This window comes from Micromonospora sp. Mcm103 (assembly GCF_024519755.1).
Lineage (GTDB): Bacteria > Actinomycetota > Actinomycetes > Mycobacteriales > Micromonosporaceae > Micromonospora > Micromonospora aurantiaca.
This window is the reverse complement of record NZ_JALJRJ010000002.1, coordinates 276,268-300,045: the sequence shown is the minus strand read 5'-3', so window position 1 is coordinate 300,045 and position 23,778 is coordinate 276,268. Positions and strand designations below refer to the sequence as shown.

The 23,778-nt window shown below is 72.9% G+C and carries 20 protein-coding genes; 9 read left to right on the top strand and 11 right to left on the bottom strand.

Annotated features, from left to right (window positions below; genetic code table 11):
• Positions 1-40: 40 nt before the first annotated feature.
• The 6 genes from OC439_RS03960 to OC439_RS03935 all read right to left on the bottom strand — a co-directional run bounded on the left by OC439_RS03960 (position 41) and on the right by OC439_RS03935 (position 6,746).
• Positions 41-1,375, bottom strand: a complete 1,335-nt coding sequence (locus OC439_RS03960) for a glycosyltransferase (protein WP_262012239.1) — start codon at positions 1,373-1,375, stop codon at positions 41-43.
• A gap of 62 nt (positions 1,376-1,437) precedes the next feature.
• On the bottom strand, positions 1,438-2,736 hold the full coding sequence (locus OC439_RS03955) for a lipopolysaccharide biosynthesis protein (protein WP_262012238.1): 1,299 nt from the start codon (positions 2,734-2,736) through the stop codon (positions 1,438-1,440).
• Between the two features lie 23 nt (positions 2,737-2,759).
• Positions 2,760-4,040: an O-antigen ligase family protein gene (locus OC439_RS03950; RefSeq protein WP_262012412.1), complete on the bottom strand. Its 1,281-nt coding sequence runs from the start codon at positions 4,038-4,040 to the stop codon at positions 2,760-2,762.
• A 38-nt stretch (positions 4,041-4,078) separates the two neighbouring features.
• Positions 4,079-5,086, bottom strand: a complete 1,008-nt coding sequence (locus OC439_RS03945; RefSeq protein WP_262012237.1) for an SDR family NAD(P)-dependent oxidoreductase — start codon at positions 5,084-5,086, stop codon at positions 4,079-4,081.
• Positions 5,083-6,021, bottom strand: coding sequence for an NAD-dependent epimerase/dehydratase family protein (locus OC439_RS03940; protein WP_262012236.1), 939 nt, complete (start codon positions 6,019-6,021; stop codon positions 5,083-5,085). The genes OC439_RS03945 and OC439_RS03940 overlap by 4 nt, the downstream gene beginning before the upstream one ends.
• Positions 6,018-6,746 carry a sugar phosphate nucleotidyltransferase gene (locus tag OC439_RS03935; RefSeq protein ID WP_262012235.1) on the bottom strand — a complete coding sequence of 243 codons (729 nt, stop codon included), beginning with the start codon at positions 6,744-6,746 and terminating at the stop codon, positions 6,018-6,020. Before OC439_RS03935 ends, OC439_RS03940 begins: the two co-directional genes overlap by 4 nt.
• Positions 6,747-6,896: 150 nt before the next feature.
• Here OC439_RS03935 and OC439_RS03930 point away from each other — a divergent pair, with 150 nt between their 5' ends.
• A complete protein-coding gene (locus tag OC439_RS03930; protein ID WP_262012234.1) occupies positions 6,897-7,826 on the top strand; it encodes an NAD(+)/NADH kinase in 930 nt (309 codons plus the stop codon).
• 6 nt (positions 7,827-7,832) lie between these two features.
• On the opposite strand, the gene pgm is transcribed toward OC439_RS03930, so the two are convergent.
• On the bottom strand, positions 7,833-9,476 hold the full coding sequence (gene pgm, locus OC439_RS03925; protein ID WP_262012233.1) for a phosphoglucomutase (alpha-D-glucose-1,6-bisphosphate-dependent): 1,644 nt from the start codon (positions 9,474-9,476) through the stop codon (positions 7,833-7,835).
• Positions 9,477-9,511: 35 nt separating this feature from the next.
• Positions 9,512-10,744, bottom strand: coding sequence for a glucose-1-phosphate adenylyltransferase (gene glgC, locus OC439_RS03920; protein ID WP_262012232.1), 1,233 nt, complete (start codon positions 10,742-10,744; stop codon positions 9,512-9,514).
• Positions 10,745-10,846: 102 nt separating this feature from the next.
• Between glgC and glgA the strand changes: the two genes are divergently transcribed.
• Positions 10,847-12,076, top strand: coding sequence for a glycogen synthase (glgA, locus tag OC439_RS03915; RefSeq protein WP_410054888.1), 1,230 nt, complete (start codon positions 10,847-10,849; stop codon positions 12,074-12,076).
• Here the strand turns inward: glgA and OC439_RS03910 are convergent.
• Both OC439_RS03910 and OC439_RS03905 read right to left on the bottom strand, forming a co-directional pair.
• A complete protein-coding gene (locus OC439_RS03910; protein WP_262012230.1) occupies positions 12,037-12,492 on the bottom strand; it encodes a type II toxin-antitoxin system VapC family toxin in 456 nt (151 codons plus the stop codon). The two genes, glgA and OC439_RS03910, sit on opposite strands and share 40 nt — an antisense overlap.
• On the bottom strand, positions 12,482-12,721 hold the full coding sequence (locus OC439_RS03905) for an AbrB/MazE/SpoVT family DNA-binding domain-containing protein (RefSeq protein ID WP_262012229.1): 240 nt from the start codon (positions 12,719-12,721) through the stop codon (positions 12,482-12,484). The genes OC439_RS03910 and OC439_RS03905 overlap by 11 nt, the downstream gene beginning before the upstream one ends.
• Before the next feature lie 61 nt (positions 12,722-12,782).
• On the opposite strand from OC439_RS03905, the gene OC439_RS03900 reads away from it, so the two are divergent.
• The 7 genes from OC439_RS03900 to glgB all read left to right on the top strand — a co-directional run bounded on the left by OC439_RS03900 (position 12,783) and on the right by glgB (position 22,427).
• Complete coding sequence (locus tag OC439_RS03900) at positions 12,783-13,511, top strand: class I SAM-dependent methyltransferase (RefSeq protein WP_262012228.1); 729 nt, start codon at positions 12,783-12,785, stop codon at positions 13,509-13,511.
• A 76-nt stretch (positions 13,512-13,587) separates the two neighbouring features.
• Positions 13,588-14,205 carry a TetR/AcrR family transcriptional regulator gene (locus OC439_RS03895; protein ID WP_262012227.1) on the top strand — a complete coding sequence of 206 codons (618 nt, stop codon included), beginning with the start codon at positions 13,588-13,590 and terminating at the stop codon, positions 14,203-14,205.
• Positions 14,202-15,431: an NADH:flavin oxidoreductase gene (locus OC439_RS03890; protein WP_262012226.1), complete on the top strand. Its 1,230-nt coding sequence runs from the start codon at positions 14,202-14,204 to the stop codon at positions 15,429-15,431. The genes OC439_RS03895 and OC439_RS03890 overlap by 4 nt, the downstream gene beginning before the upstream one ends.
• Before the next feature lie 32 nt (positions 15,432-15,463).
• Positions 15,464-17,179, top strand: a complete 1,716-nt coding sequence (locus OC439_RS03885) for a 3-ketosteroid-delta-1-dehydrogenase (protein ID WP_262012225.1) — start codon at positions 15,464-15,466, stop codon at positions 17,177-17,179.
• Between the two features lie 101 nt (positions 17,180-17,280).
• A complete protein-coding gene (locus tag OC439_RS03880) occupies positions 17,281-18,126 on the top strand; it encodes an SDR family oxidoreductase (protein ID WP_262012224.1) in 846 nt (281 codons plus the stop codon).
• Between the two features lie 90 nt (positions 18,127-18,216).
• Positions 18,217-20,337: an alpha-1,4-glucan--maltose-1-phosphate maltosyltransferase gene (locus tag OC439_RS03875; protein WP_262012223.1), complete on the top strand. Its 2,121-nt coding sequence runs from the start codon at positions 18,217-18,219 to the stop codon at positions 20,335-20,337.
• Complete coding sequence (glgB, locus tag OC439_RS03870) at positions 20,325-22,427, top strand: 1,4-alpha-glucan branching protein GlgB (protein WP_262012222.1); 2,103 nt, start codon at positions 20,325-20,327, stop codon at positions 22,425-22,427. The genes OC439_RS03875 and glgB overlap by 13 nt, the downstream gene beginning before the upstream one ends.
• 240 nt (positions 22,428-22,667) lie before the next feature.
• Here the strand turns inward: glgB and OC439_RS03865 are convergent, their stop codons facing one another.
• Positions 22,668-23,744, bottom strand: coding sequence for an App1 family protein (locus OC439_RS03865; protein WP_402808103.1), 1,077 nt, complete (start codon positions 23,742-23,744; stop codon positions 22,668-22,670).
• Positions 23,745-23,778: the final 34 nt, after the last annotated feature.

Here is a 23,778-nt window from a genome sequence, read left to right as displayed (position 1 = left end):
GCACCTTCGAGGTGCGCCGGCGCCCTGCGGCCGGGACCGCTCAGTGCACGTGGTGTCCCGGACGCACGTCCCCTCGGGTCACGCCTCGGAGGATGTCGAGGTAACGGCCGAGCTGGTCCTCACGGAACAGTCCGTCGAGCGCGGTCGCCGGCACCGCCGGCACCCGTCCGGTCCGATCCTTCGCGGCCAGCCACTCCCGCAGCCGGGCCGCGATCGCGGCCGGATCGTTCGCCACGACACCCGCGCCGCGATCACGCAGCAGGCGTGCGGCCACGCCGTCCGCGAAGCCGAGCAGGAGGACGGGACGGCGGGCCTGGAGGTAGTCGAAGATCTTGCCGGTCATCGTGCCGGCGTCCCGGGGGTCGTTCCACATGAGCAGCACGAGCGCGTCCGCGTCCGCCTGGATCCGCCACGACTTCTCCGGCGAGACCTGGCCGAGGAGGGTGACGGAGTCGGTCACGCCGGCTCGTTCGGCGGCGGCGCGGACGATGCCGTGGTCCTCCCCCGCGAAGATCATATGCACCTTCGCGGCGTCCGGCCCGAGCAGGGCGATCGCGTCGAGGAGAGGACCGGGGTCACGCTTGCCCGGATAGATGTAACCGGTGTGCGCGAGCGTGAGTGTGCCGGACGGCACCTCGACACCGGCCGGGGCCGCGGGTGCGGGCCGGCGGTCGATGCCGTTCATGACCACGTGCGTCCGAACCCCGAACGTGCGGCGGATCGTCTCGGCCAGCGGCTCCGAGATCGTCACGCACGCTGCCACGGTACGCAGCACCCGGCGTTCCAGCCGCTCGTCGACAGCTCGGCGCAGCGGCGTCCGTACCCAGTGGTCGTTGCCGACGGACCACAGATCCCGGTAGTCCGCGACCCAGGGCACCCGGAACCGCCGGGCGAGCGTCGCGGCCACGACGAACCCGGAGAAGGGCGGGCCGGACACGAGGATGACGTCCGGGCGCCAGCCCGCCGCGAACCTGTCGAACTCGCGCACCGGCGGCCGGATCCAGTTGAGCTGCGGGTCCGGCAGCAACAGCTCCGTGCCGGCCCGGACCAGCAGCCGTCGGGCGCCCGCGCGGGTCCGGCCGAGCCGGGAACTCACGGGTGCCGGGCCGCCCGCCGCCGAGCCGCGCCCGCTGCCGCCGGGCCGGGGAAGCCGCGGTGCCGGTGCGATCCGGATCAGCCGGTCCTCGGGCACCGGGACGGGAGCTGCGCCCTGGTCCGTGCCGACGGCGGTGAGTACCCGGACGTCCCACCCCTGTCGCGCCGCGTACGCCGCGAGGGCGGCGGGGCGGCGGGCGCCGACGGTCTCCGCCGGTGGGAAGTGGTACGAGACGATCAGTAGGCGCGGAGCCGGCTCCGGGTAAGGGTCGTTCGTCATAACGGGGTAAACCATTCCTTCCGGTACAAGGACATGACGACGAGGAGCGCGGCAGGGCAGCCTCAGCTCTGCGGGACGAGTCGCGGCGCGGGACGAGGACGGCCGTGGTCGCGTCCGGCCGCCGTCACGACGCGCAGCGACATCAGCCACCCGACCCCGTACGCCAGCGCGCCGGACACCCCGAACGCCCACACCGCGGTCAGCGGTGACCCGCCGGCCAGCGCCACCACCGAGACGGCACCGGCCACCACCACGACCCGGCCCGCGTCCCAGACGAGCTGGAGAGCCTGGCGTTCGTACACCACGAGCGTCTGCGACAGTGGCGAGACGACGAGCTGAGCCGCCATGAAGACGGCCAGGGCCTGGGCGTAGACACCGCTGTTGTGCCACTGCGCGCCGAAGACCAGGCTGAAGGCCGTCGGAGCGCCGATCACGACGAGGAGCGCGCCGGGACCCGCGATCACTGCCAGCTTCCGGCTGGCGCCCAGGAAGACGCGCCGGCCGCCCCGCGGCTGTTCCCGCGCGATCCGCGCGATCTCCCCCAGGTAGACCTGCGCCACCGCGGAGGCCACGAGCGCGGCGGGCATGGCGATCATCCGCTGGGTCAGTCCCAGCCAGCCGGCCACCGCCGAGCCGTACCAGTAGGCGATGAGCAGCACCGGCAACTGCGTGCCGAGGATGTTGAGCAGGCCGGACGGAGCCAGCAGGAAGGGAAACCGCCGGTAACGGCGCGCCACCGCCAGCAGGCGAGGCCGCCGCCGAGCCGTCCGGGCGGTCGCGTCGCGTCCCCCGACGCCCCGGAGCAGGACCGCGGCGGCCGCGACCTGACCGAACCCGAAGCCGAGCGCCAGGCCACCGGGACGAAGCCCCGCCACCCCCGTCCCGACCTGGGTGACCACGACCGCCAGGGCCTGCAGAAGATTGCGCCGGCCGATCACACCGTAACGACGATGCCGCACCGCGAACTGGTTGAGCACCAGGACGACGCCCATCGCCGCGGCGGAGGGCGGCACCACCCAGAGCCAGTGGACCAGCTCGGGCTGACCGAACCAGGCGGCCACCCGGTCGCCCACCAGCAGGACCAGGACCGATCCCAGGATCGCCGTACCCGCAGCCGCGGCGAGACCGAGCCGCACCAGAGCCCGTGCGTCCTCCTCCCGTTCCGGCAGCGGAACCGCCATCTCGAACCGGAGCGCGGCCACCGTGCCCACGATCACCACCAGTGCGGCGATCACCGCGAGGACGCCGAAATCGACAGGGCGGTAGAGCCTCGCCAGCAACGGCGCCGCGGCCAGCGCCAGGAGCTGACCGCCGGCCGATCCGGCGGCGATGCCCACCACTCCGCGCCGCCCGCTCGACATGGCGAGCCGCCTGGCACGCCACCTCACCCAGGGACACCCGGCCGGTCGGCCGGCCGCGTCCGCCCGGCGCGGACCGGCACACCGGTGCGCAGCGTCGCGCCGGCCATCACGAGCACACCGAGAGCCAGTGCGGCGAAGAGCGGACGGCCCGCGTTCACGTCACCGGACGTCGACACCGCCACCACGTTGAACGCCAGCACCGCCAGGACGAACCCGGCGACCGGGTCACGCCGGGTCGCGCGCCAGAGCCCCGCGGCCACGACGAGAGTGGCCAGGATGAAGGCCCCGCCCACGAGCCAGCCCGCCTCGGCCGGCAACTCCAGCCAGAGGTTGTGCGGGTAGTTGTGCACCAACATGCCGGAGTAGTCGGACCAGTTGCCGTAACCGACCCCGCCCGGATGCTCGGCGATCATCGGCACGCTGACGTCACGCATCTCCGCCCGGGCGGTGCCGAACATCTCCTCGCTCGGGTCGACCAGGAGCGCGTACACCCGGGGCGGCAGCAGCGACGGCATGGCGATGACGGCCAGCACCAGGGCACCCATCAGGCCCACGCCGACCCACTCGCGCCGGCCCCGCCGGAGCTTGAGGCGGAACCCGGCCAGCACCAGGACGAAGAGGGCGACCACGGTGGCCAGGAGCGGCCCCCGGGAGCCGGTCGCGAACAGAGCGAGGCCGAGCAGCACCGCCAGGCCCGCCGCCCACCAGGCCGCCACCCGCTTCTGCAGGTAGAGCCAGGTGAGAGCGACGAGCGCACCCCCGATGGCCCGGGCCAGCCAGATCGGGTTGGAGCCGAAGCCGTCGGCCCGGCCGTCCTGCGGATCGCCGGCGAGCGTGGCGATCGCGAGCACCACCCCGGACAGCACGAACACGGCGGCGAACATCTCCACGTCACGTCGTCCGCGCAGCACCGCCACCGCCAGCGTGGCGAACATCGTCAGCGTCAGGAGCAGCAGGAACTTCTGCCGGCCGTAGTCGGTCTCCGGGGGGTGCAGGAAGCCCGGCAACGCGAGGACACCGAAGACCACCAGAACCCAGAAGATCACCGTGCGGGCCCGGGAGGACGGACGGAGGAGCTCGTGCAGGACCAACGGCACCGCGAGCACGACCGCGGCGATGAGGAATCCGCGGCCGACCTCACGCGTGAACTGGTCGAAATTGAGCAGCAGCACCACGGCGGTGGCGCGCAGCACCCCCGAGACGAGACCACCTGTTCGCCGTACCGGTGTCTCCGGCCGGGCGGGCCCGGCGGCGCCGCGAACCGTACCGATCGCCGACGACCGCCGGTTGTCCTGCATCACCATCACGTTCGAGCCTCCTGCGGCACCGAGCTGGGAACCCGTCACACCGCTCGGTCGGAGCGGTAGCGCGCGAGGTTGGCCGGATCAAGGAACCACTCGACAGTCGCCTTGAGTCCCTCGTCGATGCTCGTGGCCGGCTGCCAGCCGGTCCGCGCCCGGAGCAGGCCGGCGTCGCCGAGCAGGCGCTCGACCTCGGACTCCGCGGGACGGAGCCGGGACTCGGAGACCACCACCTCCGGCTGGACGCCGAACATCGCGGCGATCTTGCGCACCAGGTCGCCGATCGAGGTCTCCCGGCCGGTCGCGGCCTGGAACACGCCACCCACGACCGCCTCGTCGGGCGCGGTGCCGACGGCTCGGAAGGCCGCCACGGTGTCCGTCACGTAGAGCAGGTCGCGGGTGGTACGCAGCGCGCCGAGCCGGACCACCCCGCCGTCCTTGGCCAGTTGGCTGATGATGGTGGGGATGACCGCCCTGGTGGACTGGCGCGGGCCGTACGTGTTGAACGGCCGGAGGGTGACCACCGGCAGGCCGAAGCTGAGGTGGTAGCTCTCGGCCAGCTTGTCCGCACCGATCTTCGAGGCCGAGTACGGCGACTGCCCGCGCAGCCGGTGCTGCTCGGTCATCGGGACCGTGGTGGCCGTCCCGTACACCTCGCTGGTGGAGGTGACGACGACCCGGCCCACGCCGGCCGTCCGCGCGCTCTCCAGCACGTTGAGCGTGCCGGTGATGTTGGTGTCCACGTAGGACTGCGGTGCCAGGTACGAGTACGGGATGCCGCCCAGCGCGGCCAGGTGGTAGACGGTGGAGGCGCCGTCGACCAGCCGCTGCACCATTCCCCGGTCACGGATGTCCCCCGCCACGACCTCGACGCCCGCCAACTGGTCCGGGTCGAAGGTGTCCAGCCAGCCGTGCGATCCGGCGCCGTTGTAGTGCACGAGGGCGCGTACCGGGTGGCCCGCGGCGACGAGGGCCTCGACCAGGTGGGACCCGATGAAGCCACCGGCTCCGGTCACCACCACCGGGCCGCCGGACGAGTGTGCCGTCATGGTTCGCTCCTCCTCTGCGCCGGTCCGGCGGTGACCGGTACCGGGTCGGTTCCACGAGCCGGTGCCGCCTGACTCCACAGCGCACCGACCGAGTCGTACAGGTCGTGTTCGGGGACCCATCCCAGGACCGAGGCGGCCCGGCCGACGTCGGCGCGCATCCAGCCGACCTCGGCGGAACGGGGGGACGGTGGGCGGTCCTCCCGGACGCGGACCGGCCGGCCGGCGACCGAGACCAGCAGGTGGACGGCGTCGCGCACCGGCACCGCCCGGCCGCTGCCCACGTTGAGGACACGGGCCCCGGGGGCGGTGACGGTCACGGCCCGCCTGACCGCGGCGGCCACATCCCGGACGTCGACGAAGTCCCGGTACGCCCCGAGCGGACCGGTACGCAGGTCCTCGCCGGGCGCGAGGCGGGCCAGCAGCGCCGCCACCCGGCCGAGCAGTGTGGTGCCGGGCATGCCGGGACCGACGGGGTTGAACACCCGGAGCACGACCGCGTCCACCCGGCCGGCGGCGGCCGCCAGCTCCATGAGCCGGGTCGCCGCCGCCTGGCTCACGCCGTAGGCGCTGACCGGTGCCGGGGGAAGGTCCTCGGTCGCCGCGGTGCCGAACGGCACCGGACCGTACTCGGCCGCGGAGCCGAGACGGACCAGCCGTCCGCCGGGCGCGGCGTCGGCGACCGCGTCCACCAGCTTGGCGGTCGCCGTCGTGTTCGCCCGGACGAGATCCTCGGCCGCGCCGCTCACCGCGCCCGCGCAGCTGACCACGGCGTCCGGCCCGACCCGGTCGAGCAGCGCCCGCAACGCCTCCGGCGTCGCGGTGACCAGATCGCACTCGCCGCGCGACGGGCACACCACCTCGGCTGCGGTCGCCAGTTCCCGTCGTACGTGAGCGCCGATGAAGCCGGAGGCGCCGAAGAGGAGGACGCGCATCATGCCCCGGCCGGCGCGCCGGCGGGCAGAAGCACGTCCCGCAGCTCGGCGAAGCAGCGGTTGGCCTCGTCGTAGTCCTCGGGGCGGCCGATGTCCAGCCAGTAGCCGTCGAACTCGTAGCCGGCCGGTGGTTCGCCCCGGCCCAGCAGGTCCAGCACCAGCTGGTCGAACCCGAACGGCTGCCCCGCCGGGTAGTGGGCGATGGTGTTCCGGGAGAGCCCGTAGACACCCATGCTCACCCGGTAGTGCAGGACGGGCTTCTCGGAGAAAGAAGTGATCTTGTCGCCGGCCAGCTCCAGGACCCCGAAGTCGATCTTCACGGTACGCCGGTAGGTGGCGACGGTCAGCGGTGCGCCCGATCGCGCGTGGGTGGCCAGCAGGTCGGCGTAGTCGAGGTCGGTGAGCACGTCGCCGTTCATCACCAGGAAGTGCTCGGGCAGGCGGTGCCGGATGCCGAAGAGCGGGCCGATGGTGGACAGCGGCCGGTCCTCCTCGACGTAGTCGACGGCCAGGCCGAACCGGGAGCCGTCGCCGACGAAGGCCCGGATCAGCGCGCCCAGGTGGTTGATCGCCAGGGTGACGTGGGTGAAACCGCGAGCCGCGAGCTGGCGCAGCACGATCTCGAGGATCGCGTGGCTCTCCCCGATCGGCACGAGCGGTTTCGGCAGCGTGGAGGTGTAGGGACGCAGCCGGACCCCCGCGCCGCCCGCCATGATCACAACATGCATCGACTCTCCACTCGTTCCCCACGCCCTACCTCGCGTCCAACGAGCCGGACCGGCACCCGGGTACGGAAATCACCTGTTCGGGGCACCTCCCCCGCTTCACGCCTCCGGGTAAGCCCGGCGGGTGGCACGCCGCTGTGATGAGCTGTAGCGGTGGCGGGAGATGTGCTGGGGCTGGTGCTGCATCCCACCCGGGACGTCTCCGAGGTGGTGGGGATCGTCGCGGACTGGGCGGCCCGGCACCGGATCACCCTCGCGGTACGCGCCGAGGACCGCGCCCGCGTACCGGCGGCGGTGGAGGCGATCGCGGCGGACGGGCTGGCCGACCGCTGCGACGCGCTGATCAGCATCGGCGGCGACGGCACCATGCTCGGCGCGCTGCGGATGGCCGTCCGCGACCCGAAGCCGGTGCTCGGCGTACATCTGGGCCGGGTCGGCTTCCTGGTCGAGGTGGAACCGCCGGATCTGCCCCGGGCGCTGGAGCGGCTGGTGGAGCACGACTTCACCGTCGAGTCGCACGCCTGCCTGGCCTGCGACGTCTGCGGCGACGACGTGGTGGCGTTCAACGACATCGCCCTGGTCCGGCAGCCCGGCGCCGGGTTCGTCACGGCCACCCTGGCGGTGGACGGCCAGCGGTACGGCTACTACCGCTGCGACGCGCTGGTGGTGAGCACGCCGACCGGCTCGACCGCGTACAGCTATGCCGCGGGCGGGCCACTGATCTCACCGGCCACTGAGGCGATGGTGGTGACGCCGTCCGCGCCGATGGCCGGGATCTCCCGCTCGGTGCTGCTCTCCGCGCACGAGACGGTGCACCTGGAGTTGCGGGCGGACTCGGCGCCGGTGGCGGTGGAGATGGACGGCCTGCTGATCCGGCAGGCGGCGACCGAGGGCTCGGTGCACATCCGGTACGTCAAGGACGCCGGCCGGGTGGTCCGCCTCGACCCGCGCCGCTACCAGGAGCGCAACCAGCTCAAACTGAGCCTGCTGGACCTGCCGCTGCTCCCGGACCAGCTGCGGGAGCTATTGCCGGACGGGTTGCGGGAGCAACTCAACCGCCGGGAGCTGCCCCCGCCCCGCTGAGCCGGGTCAGGCGGTGGCGAGCACGCCGTCGACCAGCGCCTTGGCCTCCTCCTGGATCCGGGCCAGGTGCTCCGGGCCCTGGAACGACTCGGCGTAGATCTTGTAGACGTCCTCGGTGCCGGACGGGCGGGCGGCGAACCAGCCCGACTCGGTGGTCACCTTGAGCCCGCCGATCGCGGCGCCGTTGCCGGGCGCGGTGGTGAGGATCGCGGTGATCGGCTCACCCGCCAGCTCGGTGGCGGTGACCTGCTCCGGCGACAGCTTCGCCAGGACGGCCTTCTGCGCCCGGTCGGCAGGCGCGTCGATCCGGGCGTACGCGGGCGCGCCGAAGCGGTCGGCCAGCTCGGCCCAGTGCTCGCTGGGCGTACGGCCGGTGGTGGCGATGATCTCGGCGGCGAGCAGGCAGAGCAGGATGCCGTCCTTGTCGGTGGTCCAGGTGCCGCCGTCGCGGCGCAGGAACGACGCGCCGGCGCTCTCCTCGCCGCCGAAGCCGACGGTGCCGTCGAGCAGGCCGGGCACGAACCACTTGAACCCGACCGGCACCTCCAGCAGCGGCCGGCCGAGGTCGGCCGCGACCCGGTCGATCATCGAGGAGGAGACGAGCGTCTTGCCCACCGCCGCGGCCGGGCCCCACTGCTCCCGGGTACGGAACAGGTGGCCGATCGCCACGGCCAGGTAGTGGTTGGGGTTCATCAGGCCGCCGTCGGGCGTGACGATGCCGTGCCGGTCGGCGTCGGCGTCGTTGCCGGTGGAGACCGCGTAGTCGTCCCGGGCGGCGATCAGCGAGGCCATCGCGTTCGGCGAGGAGCAGTCCATCCGGATCTTGCCGTCGCCGTCGAGCGTCATGAACCGCCAGGTCGGGTCCACGAGCGGGTTGATCACGGTGAGGTCGAGGCGGTGCCGTTCGGCGATCTCACCCCAGTACGCCACGCTCGCCCCGCCCATCGGGTCCGCGCCGATGCGCACCCCGGCGTCGCGGATCGCGTCGATGTCCAGCGCGGCGGGCAGGTCGTCGACGTACCGGGCGAGGAAGTCGTACTCCCCGGTGGTCTCGGCGGCGCGCGCCCGCGCGTACGGGATGCGTTTCACCTCCTTGAGCCCGGCGGCGAGGATGGCGTTCGCGCGGTCCTGGATCCACTTCGTGGCGTCGGTGTCGGCGGGCCCGCCGTGGGTGGGGTTGTACTTGAACCCGCCGTCGGACGGCGGGTTGTGCGACGGGGTGATGACGATGCCGTCGGCGAGGCCGCTGGTGCGCCCCCGGTTGTGGGTGAGGATGGCGTGCGAGACGGCGGGCGTCGGGGTGTAGCCGTCGCGGCTGTCGCGCAGCACGGTGACGTCGTTGGCGGCGAGGACCTCCAGCGCGTCGGCCTCGGCGGGCGCGGAGAGCGCGTGGGTGTCCCGGCCGAGGAACAGCGGCCCGGAGAGGCCCTGCTCGCGGCGGTAGTCGCAGAGCGCCTGGGTGACGGCGAGGATGTGGTCGGAGTTGAAGGCGTTGCGCAGGCTGGACCCGCGGTGCCCGGAGGTGCCGAAGGAGACCTGCTGCGCCGGGTCGTCCGGGTCCGGGTGCTCGGCGTAGTAGGCGGTGACCAGCCGGGGCACGTCGACCAGGTCGTCGGGCTGGGCGGGCCGGCCGGCACGGGGGTGGGCCACTGCGGGATCCTCCTCGGTGATGCGGTGGGGACTGCTCAGGGCTCGACGCGCTGGCCCTTGCCGATGACGACGATGCCGTTGTCGGACACGGTGTAGCGCTGGCGGTCCTTCTCCAGGTCGACGCCGATCTCGGCGCCCTCCGGGACGTGGACGTTCTTGTCCAGGATCGCGCGCCGGACGACCGCGTGGCGGCCGATCTGGACACCCTCCATCAGCACGGCGCCGTCGACGTGCGCCCAGGAGTGCACCTTCACCTTCGGCGCCACGATCGAGTTCTCCACCAGCGAGCCGGAGATCACCGAGCCGGGCGACACCATCGAGCTGACCGCGCGGCCCACGCGCTCGCCCCAGGCGTGCACGAACTTGGCCGGCGGGTACGGCGGCTGCTCGGTGTAGATGGGCCACTCGAAGTTGTAGAGGTTGAACACCGGGTGCACGTTGATCAGGTCCATGTGCGCGTCGTAGAACGAGTCGAGCGTCCCCACGTCCCGCCAGTAGCCGCGGTCGCGGTCGGTGCTGCCGGGCACCTCGTTGTCCTTGAAGTCGTAGACGTTGGCCTCGCCGCGCTCGACGAGCATCGGGATGATGCTGCCACCCATGTCGTGCTTGCTCGTCTTGTCCGCCGCGTCGCGCTCGACCGCCTCGCACAGCGCCCGGGTGGTGAACACGTAGTTGCCCATCGAGGCGTAGATCTCGTCCGGCGCGTCGGGCAGCCCTACCGCGTCGGTGGGCTTCTCCCGGAACGCGCGGATCCGCTTGCCGTCCTCGCCGACCTCGATCACGCCGAACTGGTCGGCCATCGCGAGCGGCTGCCGGATGCCCGCGACTGTCACCGCGGCCCCGGAGGCGATGTGGTCGTCGACCATCTGCCGGGGGTCCATCCGGTAGATGTGGTCGGCGCCGAAGACGATCACGTAGTCGGGCTGCTCGTCGTTGATGAGGTTGAAGCTCTGGTAGATCGCGTCGGCCGAGCCGGCGAACCACCACGGGCCGCGGCGCTGCTGCGCGGGCACCGGCGTGACGTAGTTGCCGAGCAGCGTCGACATCCGCCAGGTCTTGGTGATGTGGCGGTCCAGCGAGTGCGACTTGTACTGGGTCAGCACCACGATCTTGAGGAAGCCGGCGTTCGCCAGGTTGGACAGGACGAAGTCGACCATGCGGTACATCCCGCCGAAGGGGACGGCGGGCTTCGCCCGGTCGGTCGTCAGGGGCATCAGGCGCTTGCCCTCCCCGCCGGCCAGGACGATCGCGAGCACCTTGGCAGCCATGCTCAGACGCTAACGACCCGGACCCGACTTCACCACTCGGACGCCCACACTTGCCACCGCGTGCGACGTGGCGCTCTGCACTAGGGTGCGGGCATGGCACCGATGCGCGTCGACCTGCTCACCCGCGAGTACCCGCCGGAGGTGTACGGCGGCGCCGGTGTGCACGTGGAATACCTCGCCCGTGAGCTGCGCCGCCTCGCCGACGTGCGGGTGCACTGCTTCGGCGCGCCGCGCGACGAGAAGGGCGTCACCGCGTACGCCGAGCCGGCCGCGCTCGCCGGCGCCAACGCCGCGCTGCGCGTCATGGGCGTCGACCTGGAGATGGCCGCCGGGACCGCCGGCACCGACGTGGTGCACAGCCACACCTGGTACGCCAACCTGGCCGGGCACACCGCGAAGCTGCTGCACGGGGTGCCGCACGTGGTGACCGCGCACAGCCTGGAGCCGCTGCGGCCGTGGAAGGCCGAGCAGCTCGGCGGCGGGTACGCGCTCTCCTCCTGGTGCGAGCGGACCGCGTTCGAGGCGGCCGACGCGATCATCGCGGTGAGCGCGGGCATGCGGCGCGACGTGCTCACCGCGTACCCGGCGGTGAACCCCGACCGGGTACGCGTGGTCTACAACGGCATCGACACCGCGCAGTACGCCCCGGACCCGGGCACCGACGTGCTCGACCGGCTCGGCATCGACCCGGCGCGGCCCAGCGTGGTCTACGTCGGGCGGATCACCCGGCAGAAGGGCCTGCCGTACCTGCTGCGGGCGGCCCGGGAACTGCCCGCAGACACCCAGCTGGTGCTGCTCGCCGGCGCGCCGGACACCCCGGAGATCGCAGCCGAGGTGGAGGGTCTCGTGGCGGAGCTGCGGGCCACCCGGTCCGGGGTGATCTGGGTGGCGGCGATGCTGCCCAAGCACGAGGTGATCCAGGTGCTCACCCACGCCACGGTCTTCGCCTGCCCGTCCGTCTACGAGCCGATGGGCATCGTCAACCTGGAGGCGATGGCCTGCGAGACCGCAGTGGTGGCGACTGCCACGGGCGGCATCCCGGAGGTGGTGGCCGACGGCGAGACCGGGCTGCTGGTGCCGATCGAGCAGGCCGGCGACGGCTCCGGCACGCCGCTGGACCCGGAGCGTTTCGTGGCCGACCTGGCCGCGCGCATGAACGAGCTACTGGCCGACCCGGACCGGATCGCGGCGTTCGGGGCGGCTGGGCGGCGGCGGGCGGTGGAGCACTTCTCCTGGGACGCGATCGCCCGTCAGACGCTCGAGGTGTACCGCTCGGTGGGGGTGCAAGGAGGTCAGTCGTCGGGTGCGATCAAGGTCAGTCCGGGAAAGTAGCTGCGGTAGCGGCTGCTGTCGCGGGTCAGCAGACGGTAGTGGCAGACCGCTGCGTGAGCGCCGATGTAGAAGTCGGCGATCGGCGAACGCTTGGCACCCCCACGCGACCGGTACCGCACGTACGCCTTGCCGGCCAGGAAACCGGCCGGGTAGGGCAGTTCCTCGCGAAGGAAGTCGGCGGCCGGCAGCGCGTCGTCGAGGTCCTCCACGCGCGCGAAGCGCACGGACACCTCCGCGTAGACGATCGGGTTGATCACCAGAAGGCCGGCATCACGAGAAGCGGCCAGGGCGTCGCCGGACCAGTCCGCCCACTTCGGGTCGTCGGTGAAGATGTCCAACAGGACATTCGTGTCGACGAGGGTCGCGACCGTGTCGGTGGCTCGGCCTGCCACGGCCCGGACCCGCTCACTCGCCACGGAGCAGTTCCATCAGCTCGTCCGTCGACATGCCCTCGACTTCTCGAGCAGCGCCGCGCCCACGCATGTGTCGGACCAGGCGTCGCCCACGGGTTTCCGCGTCATCGACGCGCACGATGCGTAGGGCACCGCCCTCCTCGATCACGTCCACCTCGTCGCCCTCGTGCAGATTGAGCCGAGCGCGCAGCTCAGCCGGGATGGTCACCTGCCCCTTGCTGTTCAACCTCATCGCGGTCCTCCGGTCACGTAATACAGATGATACGTGTCACAAGCCTGGGTAGGGTCGCCGGATGCCCGATGCGATCTTCGCCCATCCGCGTCTCGCGCCGGTCTACGACGCCTTCGACCCCGACCGGGACGACCTGGCCGCCTACGTGACGCTCGCCAGTGAGCTGGGCGCGCGCACGGTGCTCGACGTGGGCTGCGGGACCGGGTCGCTGGCGGTCCTGCTGGCCCGGCACGGGTACGCGGTCGTCGGCGTCGACCCGGCCGGGGCGTCCCTCGACGTCGCGCGGGCCAAGGACGTGGCCGGCGCGGTCCACTGGATCCACGGCGACGCCACGGCGCTGCCCGCGCTCAGCGCCGACCTGGCCACGATGACCGGGAACGTGGCGCAGGTCTTCCTGACCGACGCCGACTGGGGACGGACGCTCCAGAGCATCCACGCCGCGCTCCGACCGCAGGGGCATCTCGTCTTCGAGACCCGGCGTCCCGACCATCGCGCCTGGGAGGAGTGGGCGACGGACACCGGCCCGGTCATCCGATCCGTCCCGGGCGTCGGGCGGGTGGAACGGCGTTTCCGGGTCACCGCGATCGACCTGCCGTTCGTCTCCTTCCGCTTCACCTACCGGTTCCTGCCCGACGGGACGGTGGTCACGTCGGACTCGACGCTGCGGTTCCGCGACCGCGACGACGTCGAGTCGAGCCTGACCGCCGCCGGATACCGGGTGCTCGACGTGCGGCAGGCGCCTGATCGCCCCGATCGGGAGTTCGTGTTCGTCGCGCAGCGGACGGGCTAGAGGCGGAGCGCGCGGTCACGTCGCCGGGCGGTCGCCGATTATTGACGCTTCCCGACAAAAATGCTTCACTGGCCGCATGGCCTCGGACAACCCGCCCGCGCGGCGCCGACGTGGCCGGCCCACGGTGCTCGATCCCGAAGCGGTCGGCACCGCGGCCCTGCGGCTCTGGGCGGAGCGCGGCTACGGCGCCACCGGCTGGGACGACCTCTCCGCGGCCACCGGGATCAGCGCCCGCACCCTGATGCGGCACTTCCCGTCCAAGGCCGCCCTCGCCTGGGTGGGGGTGCCCGCCGCCACGCGGCGGCTGACCGAGACGTTCCGCGCGCTGCCCCTCGACGTCCCGCTGTCCGACGCGCTGCGCGCCGCCGTGGTCGCCTCCGTCTCCGACGACGCGCTCGTGCTCAGCGCGGGCGGGTACTGGATGCGGGTCGTCGCCGAGGAACCCGAACTGGCGGACGCCTCCGCCCGCGCCTACGCGCCCTGGACCGAGGCCCTCGCCCGGGAGATCGCCCGGCGTCGACCGGGAGCGCCGAGCGCGATCTGCCACGCCGTCGCCACCGCGTACCGCGAGGCGGCCCAGGCCGCGCTGTACGACTGGGCCCGCGGCGGCCCCGACGGCTCGCCGGCCCACGCCGTCGACGCCCTGCTGCGTCTGCTGGACATCCGCATCACCACACCCGAGGAAGCCCCGTGACCACCACGCGCCCGATTCCCGACCCGCTCGCCCCCGCCACCCTCGGTCCGGTTCGCCTGCGCAACCGGGTCGTCAAGTCCGCCACCTTCGAGGGGGCGACCCCGGACGCCCTGGTCACCGACCGCCTGATCGAGTACCACACCGCTGTGGGCCGCGGCGGCGTCGGCATGACGACTGTCGCCTACCTCGCCGTCGCGCCCGAGGGGCGTACCGAACGGGGCCAGGTCTACTGGCGGCCCGAGGCGTTGCCCGGGCTGCGGCGGCTGACCGAGGCGGTGCACGCCACCGGCGCCAAGGTCAGCGCCCAGATCGGGCACGCCGGGCCGGTGGCCAACTCCCGCTCGAACGGGCTGCCCTCGCTGGCCCCGTCGGCGCGGTTCAACCCCCTGGCGATGGGCTTCGACCGCGCCGCGACGCACGACGACATCCACCGCGTCGTGGCCGCACACGGCAGCGCCGCCGCGGCGGCGCGCGAGGTGGGCTTCGACGCCGTCGAGGTGCACCTGGGCCACACCTACCTCGCCGGATCGTTCCTGTCGCCGAAGCTCAACCGGCGCCGCGACGAGTTCGGCGGTGCGCTGGCCAACCGCGCCGAGTTCCCGCGCCGGATCCTGGCCGCCGTCAAGGAAGCAGTCGGAGACGACGTGGCCGTCATCGCCAAGATGAACATGAGCGACGGCGTACGCGGCGGTTTCGACCTCGACGAGTCGATTCCGTTCGCCCGGACGCTGGAGGCCGACGGGCACCTGGACGCTCTGGAACTCACCGGCGGGTCCTCGCTGCTCAACCCGATGTTCCTGTTCCGGGGCGACATCCCGCTCGCGGCGATGGCCGCGCCCCAGCCGCCGCTGCTACGGCTCGGGATGAAGACGTTCGGCCGGTTCCTGTTCCGCGACTACCCCTACCAGCCGCTCTACTTCCGCGACCTCGCGCTCCAGTTCCGCCGCGAGCTGTCCATGCCGCTGATCCTGCTCGGCGGCGTCACCGACCTCGACGGGATGCGCACGGCCATGAGCGACGGCTTCGAGTACGTCGCGATGGCCCGCGCCCTGCTCCGGGAGCCGGATCTGATCAACAAGATCAGCCGTGACGCCACCACCCGGTCGCGCTGCACCCACTGCAACCTCTGCGCCGCCAGCATCTTCACCGGCACCCACTGCCCCCTGGACGCCGAGGGGACGACGGCGCTCGTCGCCGCCGGTACCCGGCCCGTCGTCGCCCCGTAGCAAGTCGTCGCCCCGTAGCAAGGAGTTCCCCGATGCCCGTACCCCGGCAGCCCGGGCCGACCTCGGTCGACCTCGTCGTGATCGGCTCCGGCACCGGCCTCGCCGCCGCGCTCAGCGCCCACGAGGCCGGCCTCTCCGTGGTGGTCGTGGAGAAGTCGCGCTGGGTCGGCGGCTCCACGGCGCGCTCCGGCGGCGCCTTCTGGATCCCCGCCAATCCGGTGCTGGCCGCCGAGGGCTCCGGGGACACGTCCGAGCGCGGCGCGGCCTACCTGGAGGCCGTCGTGGACGGCTCCGCGCCCGAACAGCGCTGGCGCAGCTTCCTCGAACACGGCACCGCCACGATCGAGATGCTCACGCGGACCACCCCGATGCGGTTCCTCTGGGCCCGCGGCTACTCCGACTACCACCCGGAGCTGCCCGGCGGCACCGCCGAGGGCCGTAGCTGCGAGTGCCGCCCGCTCGACCTGAAGGTCCTCGGTGCCGACCGCGCGCGGCTGCGTCCCGCCGTCCTCTCCGCGCCCGTGCCCATGCCGGTCACCGGCGCGGACTACAAGTGGCTCAACCTGATGGCGAAGACCCCTGTTCGCGCGCTGCCCCGCATCGTGAGCCGCCTCGCCCAGGGCCTCGGCGGCCTCGCGCTCGGACGCGAGTACGCCGCCGGCGGCCAGGCCATCGCCGCCGGCCTGTTCGCCGGCGTCCGCCGCGCCGGCATCCCGGTGTGGACCGAGACGGCGCTGGAGCGGCTCCTGGTCGAGGGAGACCGGGTCGTCGGGGCCGAGCTGCGCCACGGGGAGACGACGTTCGCCGTACGGGCCGAGCGAGGTGTCGTGCTCGCCACCGGCGGCTTCGACCACGACCTGCCGCTGCGGCACGTCCACCACCACCGCGACCTGGGCGACTGGAGCCTCGGCGCGGACAGCAACACCGGCGACGGGATCCGCGCCGCCCAGGAGGTGGGCGCCGGCACCGACCTGATGGAGCAGGCGTGGTGGTTCCCCGCCGTCGCGCCGGTCGGCGACGCCGCGCCGTCGGTGCTCCTCGCCGAGCGTTCCCTGCCCGGGTCGCTCATGGTGGACGGCACGGGCCGCCGGTTCGTCAACGAGTCCTGCGACTACATGACGTTCGGGCAGCGGGTGCTCGGCCTCGCCCGCGAGGGCGGGGCGCTGCCGGCCATGTGGCTGGTCTTCGACCAGCGGTACCGCAACAGCTACGTCTTCGCCGGCACGCACTTCCCCCGCGCCCCGCTGCCGAAGTCCTGGTACGCGGCGGGCATCGCGCATCGCGCGGGCGCCCCGGGTGACCTCGCCCGGTCGATGGGCGTGGACGCCGACGCGTTGAGCGCCACCCTGGCGCGGTTCAACCAGCTCGCCGCCACCGGCGTCGACGACGACTTCGCGCGTGGCGCCAGCGCGTACGACCGCTACTACGGCGATCCGACGGTGACGCCAAACCCGAACCTGCGGCCCCTGGCCGGCACCCTGTACGCCGTCCGGGTCGTCCTGTCCGACCTCGGGACCTGCGGTGGGATCCGGGCCGACGGCCTCGGCCGGGCGCTGTCCGACGCGGGGACACCGGTCCCCGGGCTGTACGCGATCGGCAACGCCGCCGCCAACGCCTTCGGCAGCACCTACCCGGGGGCCGGGGCGACCATCGGCCAGGGCCTGGTCTACGGCTACGTCGTCGGGCGGCACGCGGCGGGCAGGCTCCCCGCCGCCGACCGGGCCGAGGGCCGCCGGACGGCGGAATAGGCACGGTTTCGCCGCACCCGGGGCCGCCCGGCGTGCCAGCATCCGGCAGGACGCACGGGGCCGACCCGGACCGACAGTCGGCGAAGCGGAGAGGAACCGACATGGGTACGTACGCGGTGACCGGCGCGGCCTCCGGCATGGGCCGGGCGTCCGCCGAGCGGCTGCGGCGCGACGGGCACACAGTCGTCGGCGTGGACCTGCGGGACGTGGAGGTCGTCGCCGACCTCTCCACGCCGACCGGGCGCGCGGCGGCGGCCACCGAGGTGCTGGAGCGCGCCGGAGGGCGGCTCGACGGGGCGGTCTGCGCCGCCGGGCTCGGCGGCATCCCCGGCCGGGACCGGCTCGTGCAGCAGGTCAACTTCTTCGGCGTGGTGGAGCTGCTCGAGGCGTGGCGACCGGCGCTGGCCGCCGCCGGCAACAGCAAGGTCGTGGTGTTCGGCTCGAACTCCGTCACGCTCACCCCGATGGTGCCGGAGCGCGCCGTGCGGGCCCTGCTCGACCGCGACGCCGACCGGGCGCTGCGCGTGGTGGGGCGCTTCGGCAAGCGCTCGGCGCCGTTCGCGTACGCGAGCTCGAAGCTGGCGGTGACGCGGTGGGCACGCCGCGCCGCGATCTCGCCGGAGTGGGCCGGCGCCGGCATCCGGGTGAACGTCCTGGCCCCCGGCATCATCGCCACCCCGCTGTTGGAGGAGCAGATCGCCCGGGGCGAGAAGGAGGCGGTCGAGGGGCTGCCGGTGCCGATCGGCGGGCGCGGCAAGCCGGCGGACGTCGGCGAGTGGGTGGCGTTCATGCTGTCGCCGGCCGCCGACTTCCTCTGCGGTTCGGTGATCTTCCTGGACGGCGGCTCGGACGCCTACTTCCGCACCGACGACTGGCCCGTCTCCACCGGGCCGGCCGGGGTGCTGCGCTACATGCGGCGTGCCAAGGCGTGGCGGGCCCGGCGCTGACCCGGCAGGCCCGCCCACCCGGGCGGGCGCGTCGCCGTGGAAGCAGCGCGCAACCGAGCGCGAGAGGATCTCGCGCAGTAGGTTGAGCGGGTGACTGGACGGTTCCCGATCGAAGACGTCTCCCCCGTCGTCTCCTGCGGTCGCTACCCGGCCAAGGCGGTGGTCGGCGAGGTCGTGCCGGTGTCGGCACGGGCCTATCGCGAGGGCCACGACGCGCTCGGGTGCAACGTGGTCTGGCTCGGCCCGGACGGCGCGGCCCGCCCGTTCACCCGGATGCGTCCGGGCGAGCCCGGGCAGGACCGCTGGCACGCCACCATCCGCCCGGACGCGGTGGGCCTGTGGCGCTTCGCCGTGGAGGCGTTCGGAGATCCGTACCTCACCTGGCAGAACGCTGTCACCAAGAAGCTCGCCGCCGGCCAGGGCGCGGCCGAGCTGGCGAACGACCTGGCCGAGGGCGTCCGCGTACTGACCGCCGCGCTCGACCTGGTGCCGAAGGCCGACCGGGATCGCGTACGCGAAGCCGTGCGGGCCCTGGCCGACGACGACCTGGACCTGCCGCGGCGGGTGAGCGCGGCGCTGGATCTGGCCGACCTGCTCTGGGCGCACCCGGTGCGTGAGCTGGTCACCACCGGCGAGGAGCGCACGCTGTGGGTGGACCGGCCGCGGGCGCTCTTCTCCGCCTGGTACGAGTTCTTCCCCCGCTCCGAGGGCGCGATTCCCGCCACAGTCGACGCGCCCGCGCGTTCCGGCACGTTCGCCACCGCGATCGAGCGGCTGCCGGGTGTCGCGGCGATGGGTTTCGACGTGCTCTACCTGCCGCCGATCCACCCGATCGGCCGGGTCAACCGCAAGGGCCGCAACAACGCGCTCACCGCCGGGCCGGACGACGTGGGCTCGCCGTGGGCGATCGGCGCGGCCGAGGGCGGCCACGACGCCATCCACCCCGACCTGGGTACGCCGGAGGACTTCCGCGACTTCGTCGTCGCCGCCGCCGAGCAGGGGCTGGAGGTGGCGATGGACCTGGCGTTGCAGTGCGCGCCGGATCATCCGTGGGTCACCGAGCACCCGGAGTGGTTTACCACCCGGGCCGACGGCAGCATCGCGTACGCGGAGAACCCGCCGAAGAAATACCAGGACATCTACCCGCTGAACTTCGACAACGACCCCGAGGGCATCCGGGCCGAGGTGCTGCGGGTGGTGCTGCACTGGGTCGGCGAGGGCATCAAGATCTTCCGGGTGGACAACCCGCACACGAAGCCGTTCGACTTCTGGCACTGGCTGATCGCCGAGGTCAAGAAGGTCGACCCGGACGTGCTGTTCCTGGCCGAGGCGTTCACCCGGCCGGCGATCATGCATGGGCTCGGCAAGGTCGGCTTCACCCAGTCGTACACCTATTTCACCTGGCGTACGACGGCGGCCGAGATGCGGGAGTACTGCGAGGAACTGGTCGCCTCGGTCGACTGGATGCGGCCGAACTTCTGGCCGAACACGCCGGACATCCTGCACTCGTCGTTGCAGCACGGCGGCCCGCCGATGTTCAAGATCCGCGCGGTGCTGGCGGCGCTGCTGTCCCCCTCCTGGGGCATGTACGCCGGGTTCGAGCTGTTCGAGCACGTGGCGCGGCCGGGCGCAGAGGAGTACCTCGACAACGAGAAGTACGAGCTGCGGCCCCGGGACTGGGACGCCGCGCTGGCGCAGGGCCGGTCGCTCGCGCCGTTCATCACCACGCTGAACCGGGTACGCCGGGACAACCCCGCCCTGCACCGGCTGCGCAACCTGCGGTTCCACGACATCGACAACCCGGCGCTGCTGTGCTGGTCGAAGCACGACCCGGAGACCGGCAACACGGTGATCGTGGTCTGCTCGTTCGACTCCCGCGAGGTGCAGTGGGGCAACACCACGCTCGACATGCCGGCGCTCGGCCTGGACTGGCACGAGCGGTTCACCGTGCGCGACGAGCTGACCGGCGCCGAGTACGACTGGGGACAGCGCAACGCGGTGCGCCTCGACCCGTACCTGCAACCGGCGCACGTGCTCACCGTGCGCCGCCCGGCCGCACCCGAGCCGACGCAGCCGGCCGCGCCGACCGCTGCCGAGCCGGAGCAGCCGGCCGCGCCCGACCTCACAGTGGAAGACGTACCCGCCGACCTCTCCGGCGGCACCGCCCCGACCGCACCGGCCGACAAGGACGACGCCCGATGGACCAGCTGATCACCGGCGAGGTACACGACCCGCACGCCGTGCTCGGCGCACATCCGGCCGACGGGAGCACCACGATCCGGACGCTGCGCCGGGGCGCGGGCGAGGTGGCGGTGCTCGCCGGCGGCGAACGGCACCCGATGAAGCGGGTCCACGACGCCGGTGTCTTCGAGGCGGTGCTCCCCGGTGAGGTGCTCGACTACCGGGTCGAGGTGGACGGCACCACGCACGACGACCCGTACCGTTATCCGCCCACGCTCGGCGACCTCGACCTGCACCTGATCGGCGAGGGCCGGCACGAGCGGCTCTGGGCGGCGCTCGGCGCCCGTGTGTTCGACGAGGGCGTCGCGTTCACCGTCTGGGCGCCGAACGCCCGCGCGGTGCGGCTGATCGGCGACGTGACCGGCTGGGCGCCGGACGACGGGTGGCCGATGCGGTCGCTCGGGTCCAGCGGCGTGTGGGAGATCTTCGTGCCCGGCATGCCGGTGGGCAGCCGCTACAAGTACCGCATCCTGGGCGCCGACGGCCGGTGGCGGGACAAGGCCGACCCGATGGCCGCGCGCACCGAGGTGCCGCCGGCCACCGCGTCGGTGGTGCACGAGTCACGGTACGAGTGGGGCGACGCGGACTGGCTCGCGCGCCGGTCCCGGCAGGCGCCGCACCAGGAGCCGATGAGCGTGTACGAGGTGCACCTGGGCTCCTGGCGGCCCGGCCTCGGCTACCGGGAGCTGGCCGAGCAGCTCACCGCGTACGTGCTGGAGATGGGCTTCACCCACGTGGAGTTCCTGCCGGTGATGGAGCACCCGTTCGGCGGCTCGTGGGGCTACCAGGTCACCGGCTACTACGCGCCGACCGCCCGCTTCGGCGACCCGGACGACTTCCGCCACCTCGTCGACCGGCTGCACGCCGCCGGCATCGGCGTGCTCCTGGACTGGGTGCCGGCGCACTTCCCGAAGGACGAGTGGGCGCTCGCGCGCTTCGACGGCACCCCGCTGTACGAGCACCCCGACCCGCGTCGCGGCGAGCACCCCGACTGGGGGACGTACGTCTTCGACTTCGGCCGCAACGAGGTCCGCAACTTCCTCGTCGCCAACGCGCTCTACTGGCTGGACGAGTTCCGCATCGACGGGCTGCGCGTGGACGCGGTGGCCTCGATGCTCTACCTGGACTACTCCCGCTCCGACGGGCAGTGGGCGCCGAACGTGCACGGCGGCCGGGAGAACCTGGAGGCCATCGCGTTCCTCCAGGAGGTGAACGCCACCGTCTACCGGCACCACCCGGGCGTACTGATGATCGCCGAGGAGTCCACGGCGTGGCCCGGCGTCACCAAGCCGACCTCGGAGGGCGGGCTCGGGTTCGGGTTCAAGTGGAACATGGGCTGGATGCACGACACCCTGCTCTACACCTCGAAGGACCCGATCTACCGGCAGCACCACCACCATCAGCTCACGTTCTCGCTGGCGTACGCGTGGAGCGAGAACTACGTGCTGCCGATCAGCCACGACGAGGTGGTGCACGGCAAGGGGTCACTGGCCGGCAAGATGCCCGGCGACACCTGGCAGCGGCTGGCGACGGTGCGGGGGCTGCTGGCGTACATGTGGGCGCACCCGGGCAAGCAACTGCTGTTCATGGGCTGCGAACTGGCCGACGACAGGGAGTGGAGCGAGGAGCGGGGCCTCGACTGGTACCTCACCCACGATCCGGCCCGCGCCGGCGTGCAGCGGCTGGTGGCCGACCTGAACCGGGTCTACCGGGCCAGCCCGGCGCTGTGGGCGCAGGACACCGACCCGGCCGGCTTCCGCTGGATCGCCGGGGACGACGTCGCCAACAACGCGGTGTCGTTCATCCGGATCGCCCCGGACGGGCAGACGCTGGTGTGCGTGGCGAACTTCTCCGCAACCCCGCTGGAGGACTACCGGATCGGCCTGCCGGCAGCAGGTCCGTGGACCGAGGCGCTGAACACCGACGCCCACCACTACGGCGGTTCCGGCGTGGGCAACCTGGGCGAGGTGCACGCGGAGAACGTGCCGTGGCACGGCCTGCCCGCGTCGGTGGCGCTGCGCGTGCCGCCACTGGGCGTCCTCTGGCTCCGCCCGGCCTGAGGCGGCGCCCGGTGGTCAGCCGACCCGATCGGCGACCGGTCCGCACCGCACCCTGCTCCCGGTCGGCAGATCACCCTCGCCGGTACTACCCGGGCCGGCGGGAGGTTCTCGGTTTGAGCGTTATGACTCAGAGGCATATTTATGCCTCTGAGTCATCACCGTCGCGGGAAGTAGTTTCCTGGGGCGTGACTACGCACCGTGTTGAGCGACCGCCCGTCGCCGCGGGCGCGACCGCAGGAGTCAGACCAGGTCGGCTTCTCGGAGGAGCTTCCAGAGGCCGGCGCCGTCGGGGGCGCTGAGCCACTTCTGGCCGATCGGGCCCGATGACGACCGGCCGGCCGGCGCGGGCAGGCTGCCTGCCAGCACCGACTGGGTCGGGGACAGCCGCCGGATCGCCACCCCGGCCACGTTGTCCGGGTGCGCGGCGGCGAACTCGCGGTAGATCTCCGGGTCGTGCTGCCCGTCGTCGCCGATCAGCAGCCATCGCACCTCGGGGAACTCCCGGGAGAGCCGGGCCAGCGTGGCCCGCTTGTGTTCCCGGCCGCTGCGGAACCACCTGTCGGCGGTCGGCCCCCAGTCGGTGAGCAGCAGCGGCCCGGCCGGGTAGAGGTGGCGGGACAGGAACCGGGTGAGTGTCGGCGCGACGTTCCAGGCGCCGGTGGACAGGTAGAAGACCGGCGCGCCCGGGTGGGCGGTGGCCAGCCGCTCGTACAGCACGGCCATGCCGGGCACGGCGGTGCGGGCGTGCTCGTCCAGCACGAACGTGTTCCACGCGGCGAGCAGCGGCCGGGGCAGCGCGGTCACCATGACGGTGTCGTCGATGTCGGAGAGGATGCCGAAGCGCACCGCCGGGTCGAGGACGCGGACCAGCGCCTCCACCGGCTCGGCATCGGCGACGCTGAGGCGTACGCAGCCCCAGCCGGGGGCGAAGTCGGCCTCGATCACGGTGTCGACGAAGCCGCTGCGGTCGGCGGTCACCTCCTGGCGCACGCCGTCGGCCTCGATCGTCACCTTCACGTGCTTGGCGGGCAGCGTGGCGAAGCTGCGCCAGCCCCGCACCTTGTCCAGCCGGCCCCGGCGCCGGGTGTCCGGACGCCCGAGCAGCACGCGGCAGAGCACGCGCGCCCAGCCGGGGGCGCCGTAGCCCGCGTACGCGATGATGTTGGGCTGCCACCCGGTGCGCCGCAACCGGCGCTCCACCAGGCCGTGCACGGCGTCCTCGAAGCGCGCGGCGCGGTGCAGTTGCGGAACGGCAAGCTGGTCCGGTGGTGTGGGCGGCACACGGCAACAGTGCCACAACCGGACCGGCCGGGCCACGCGAGTGATCCACGCCGATCCGACCCGGCGGCGG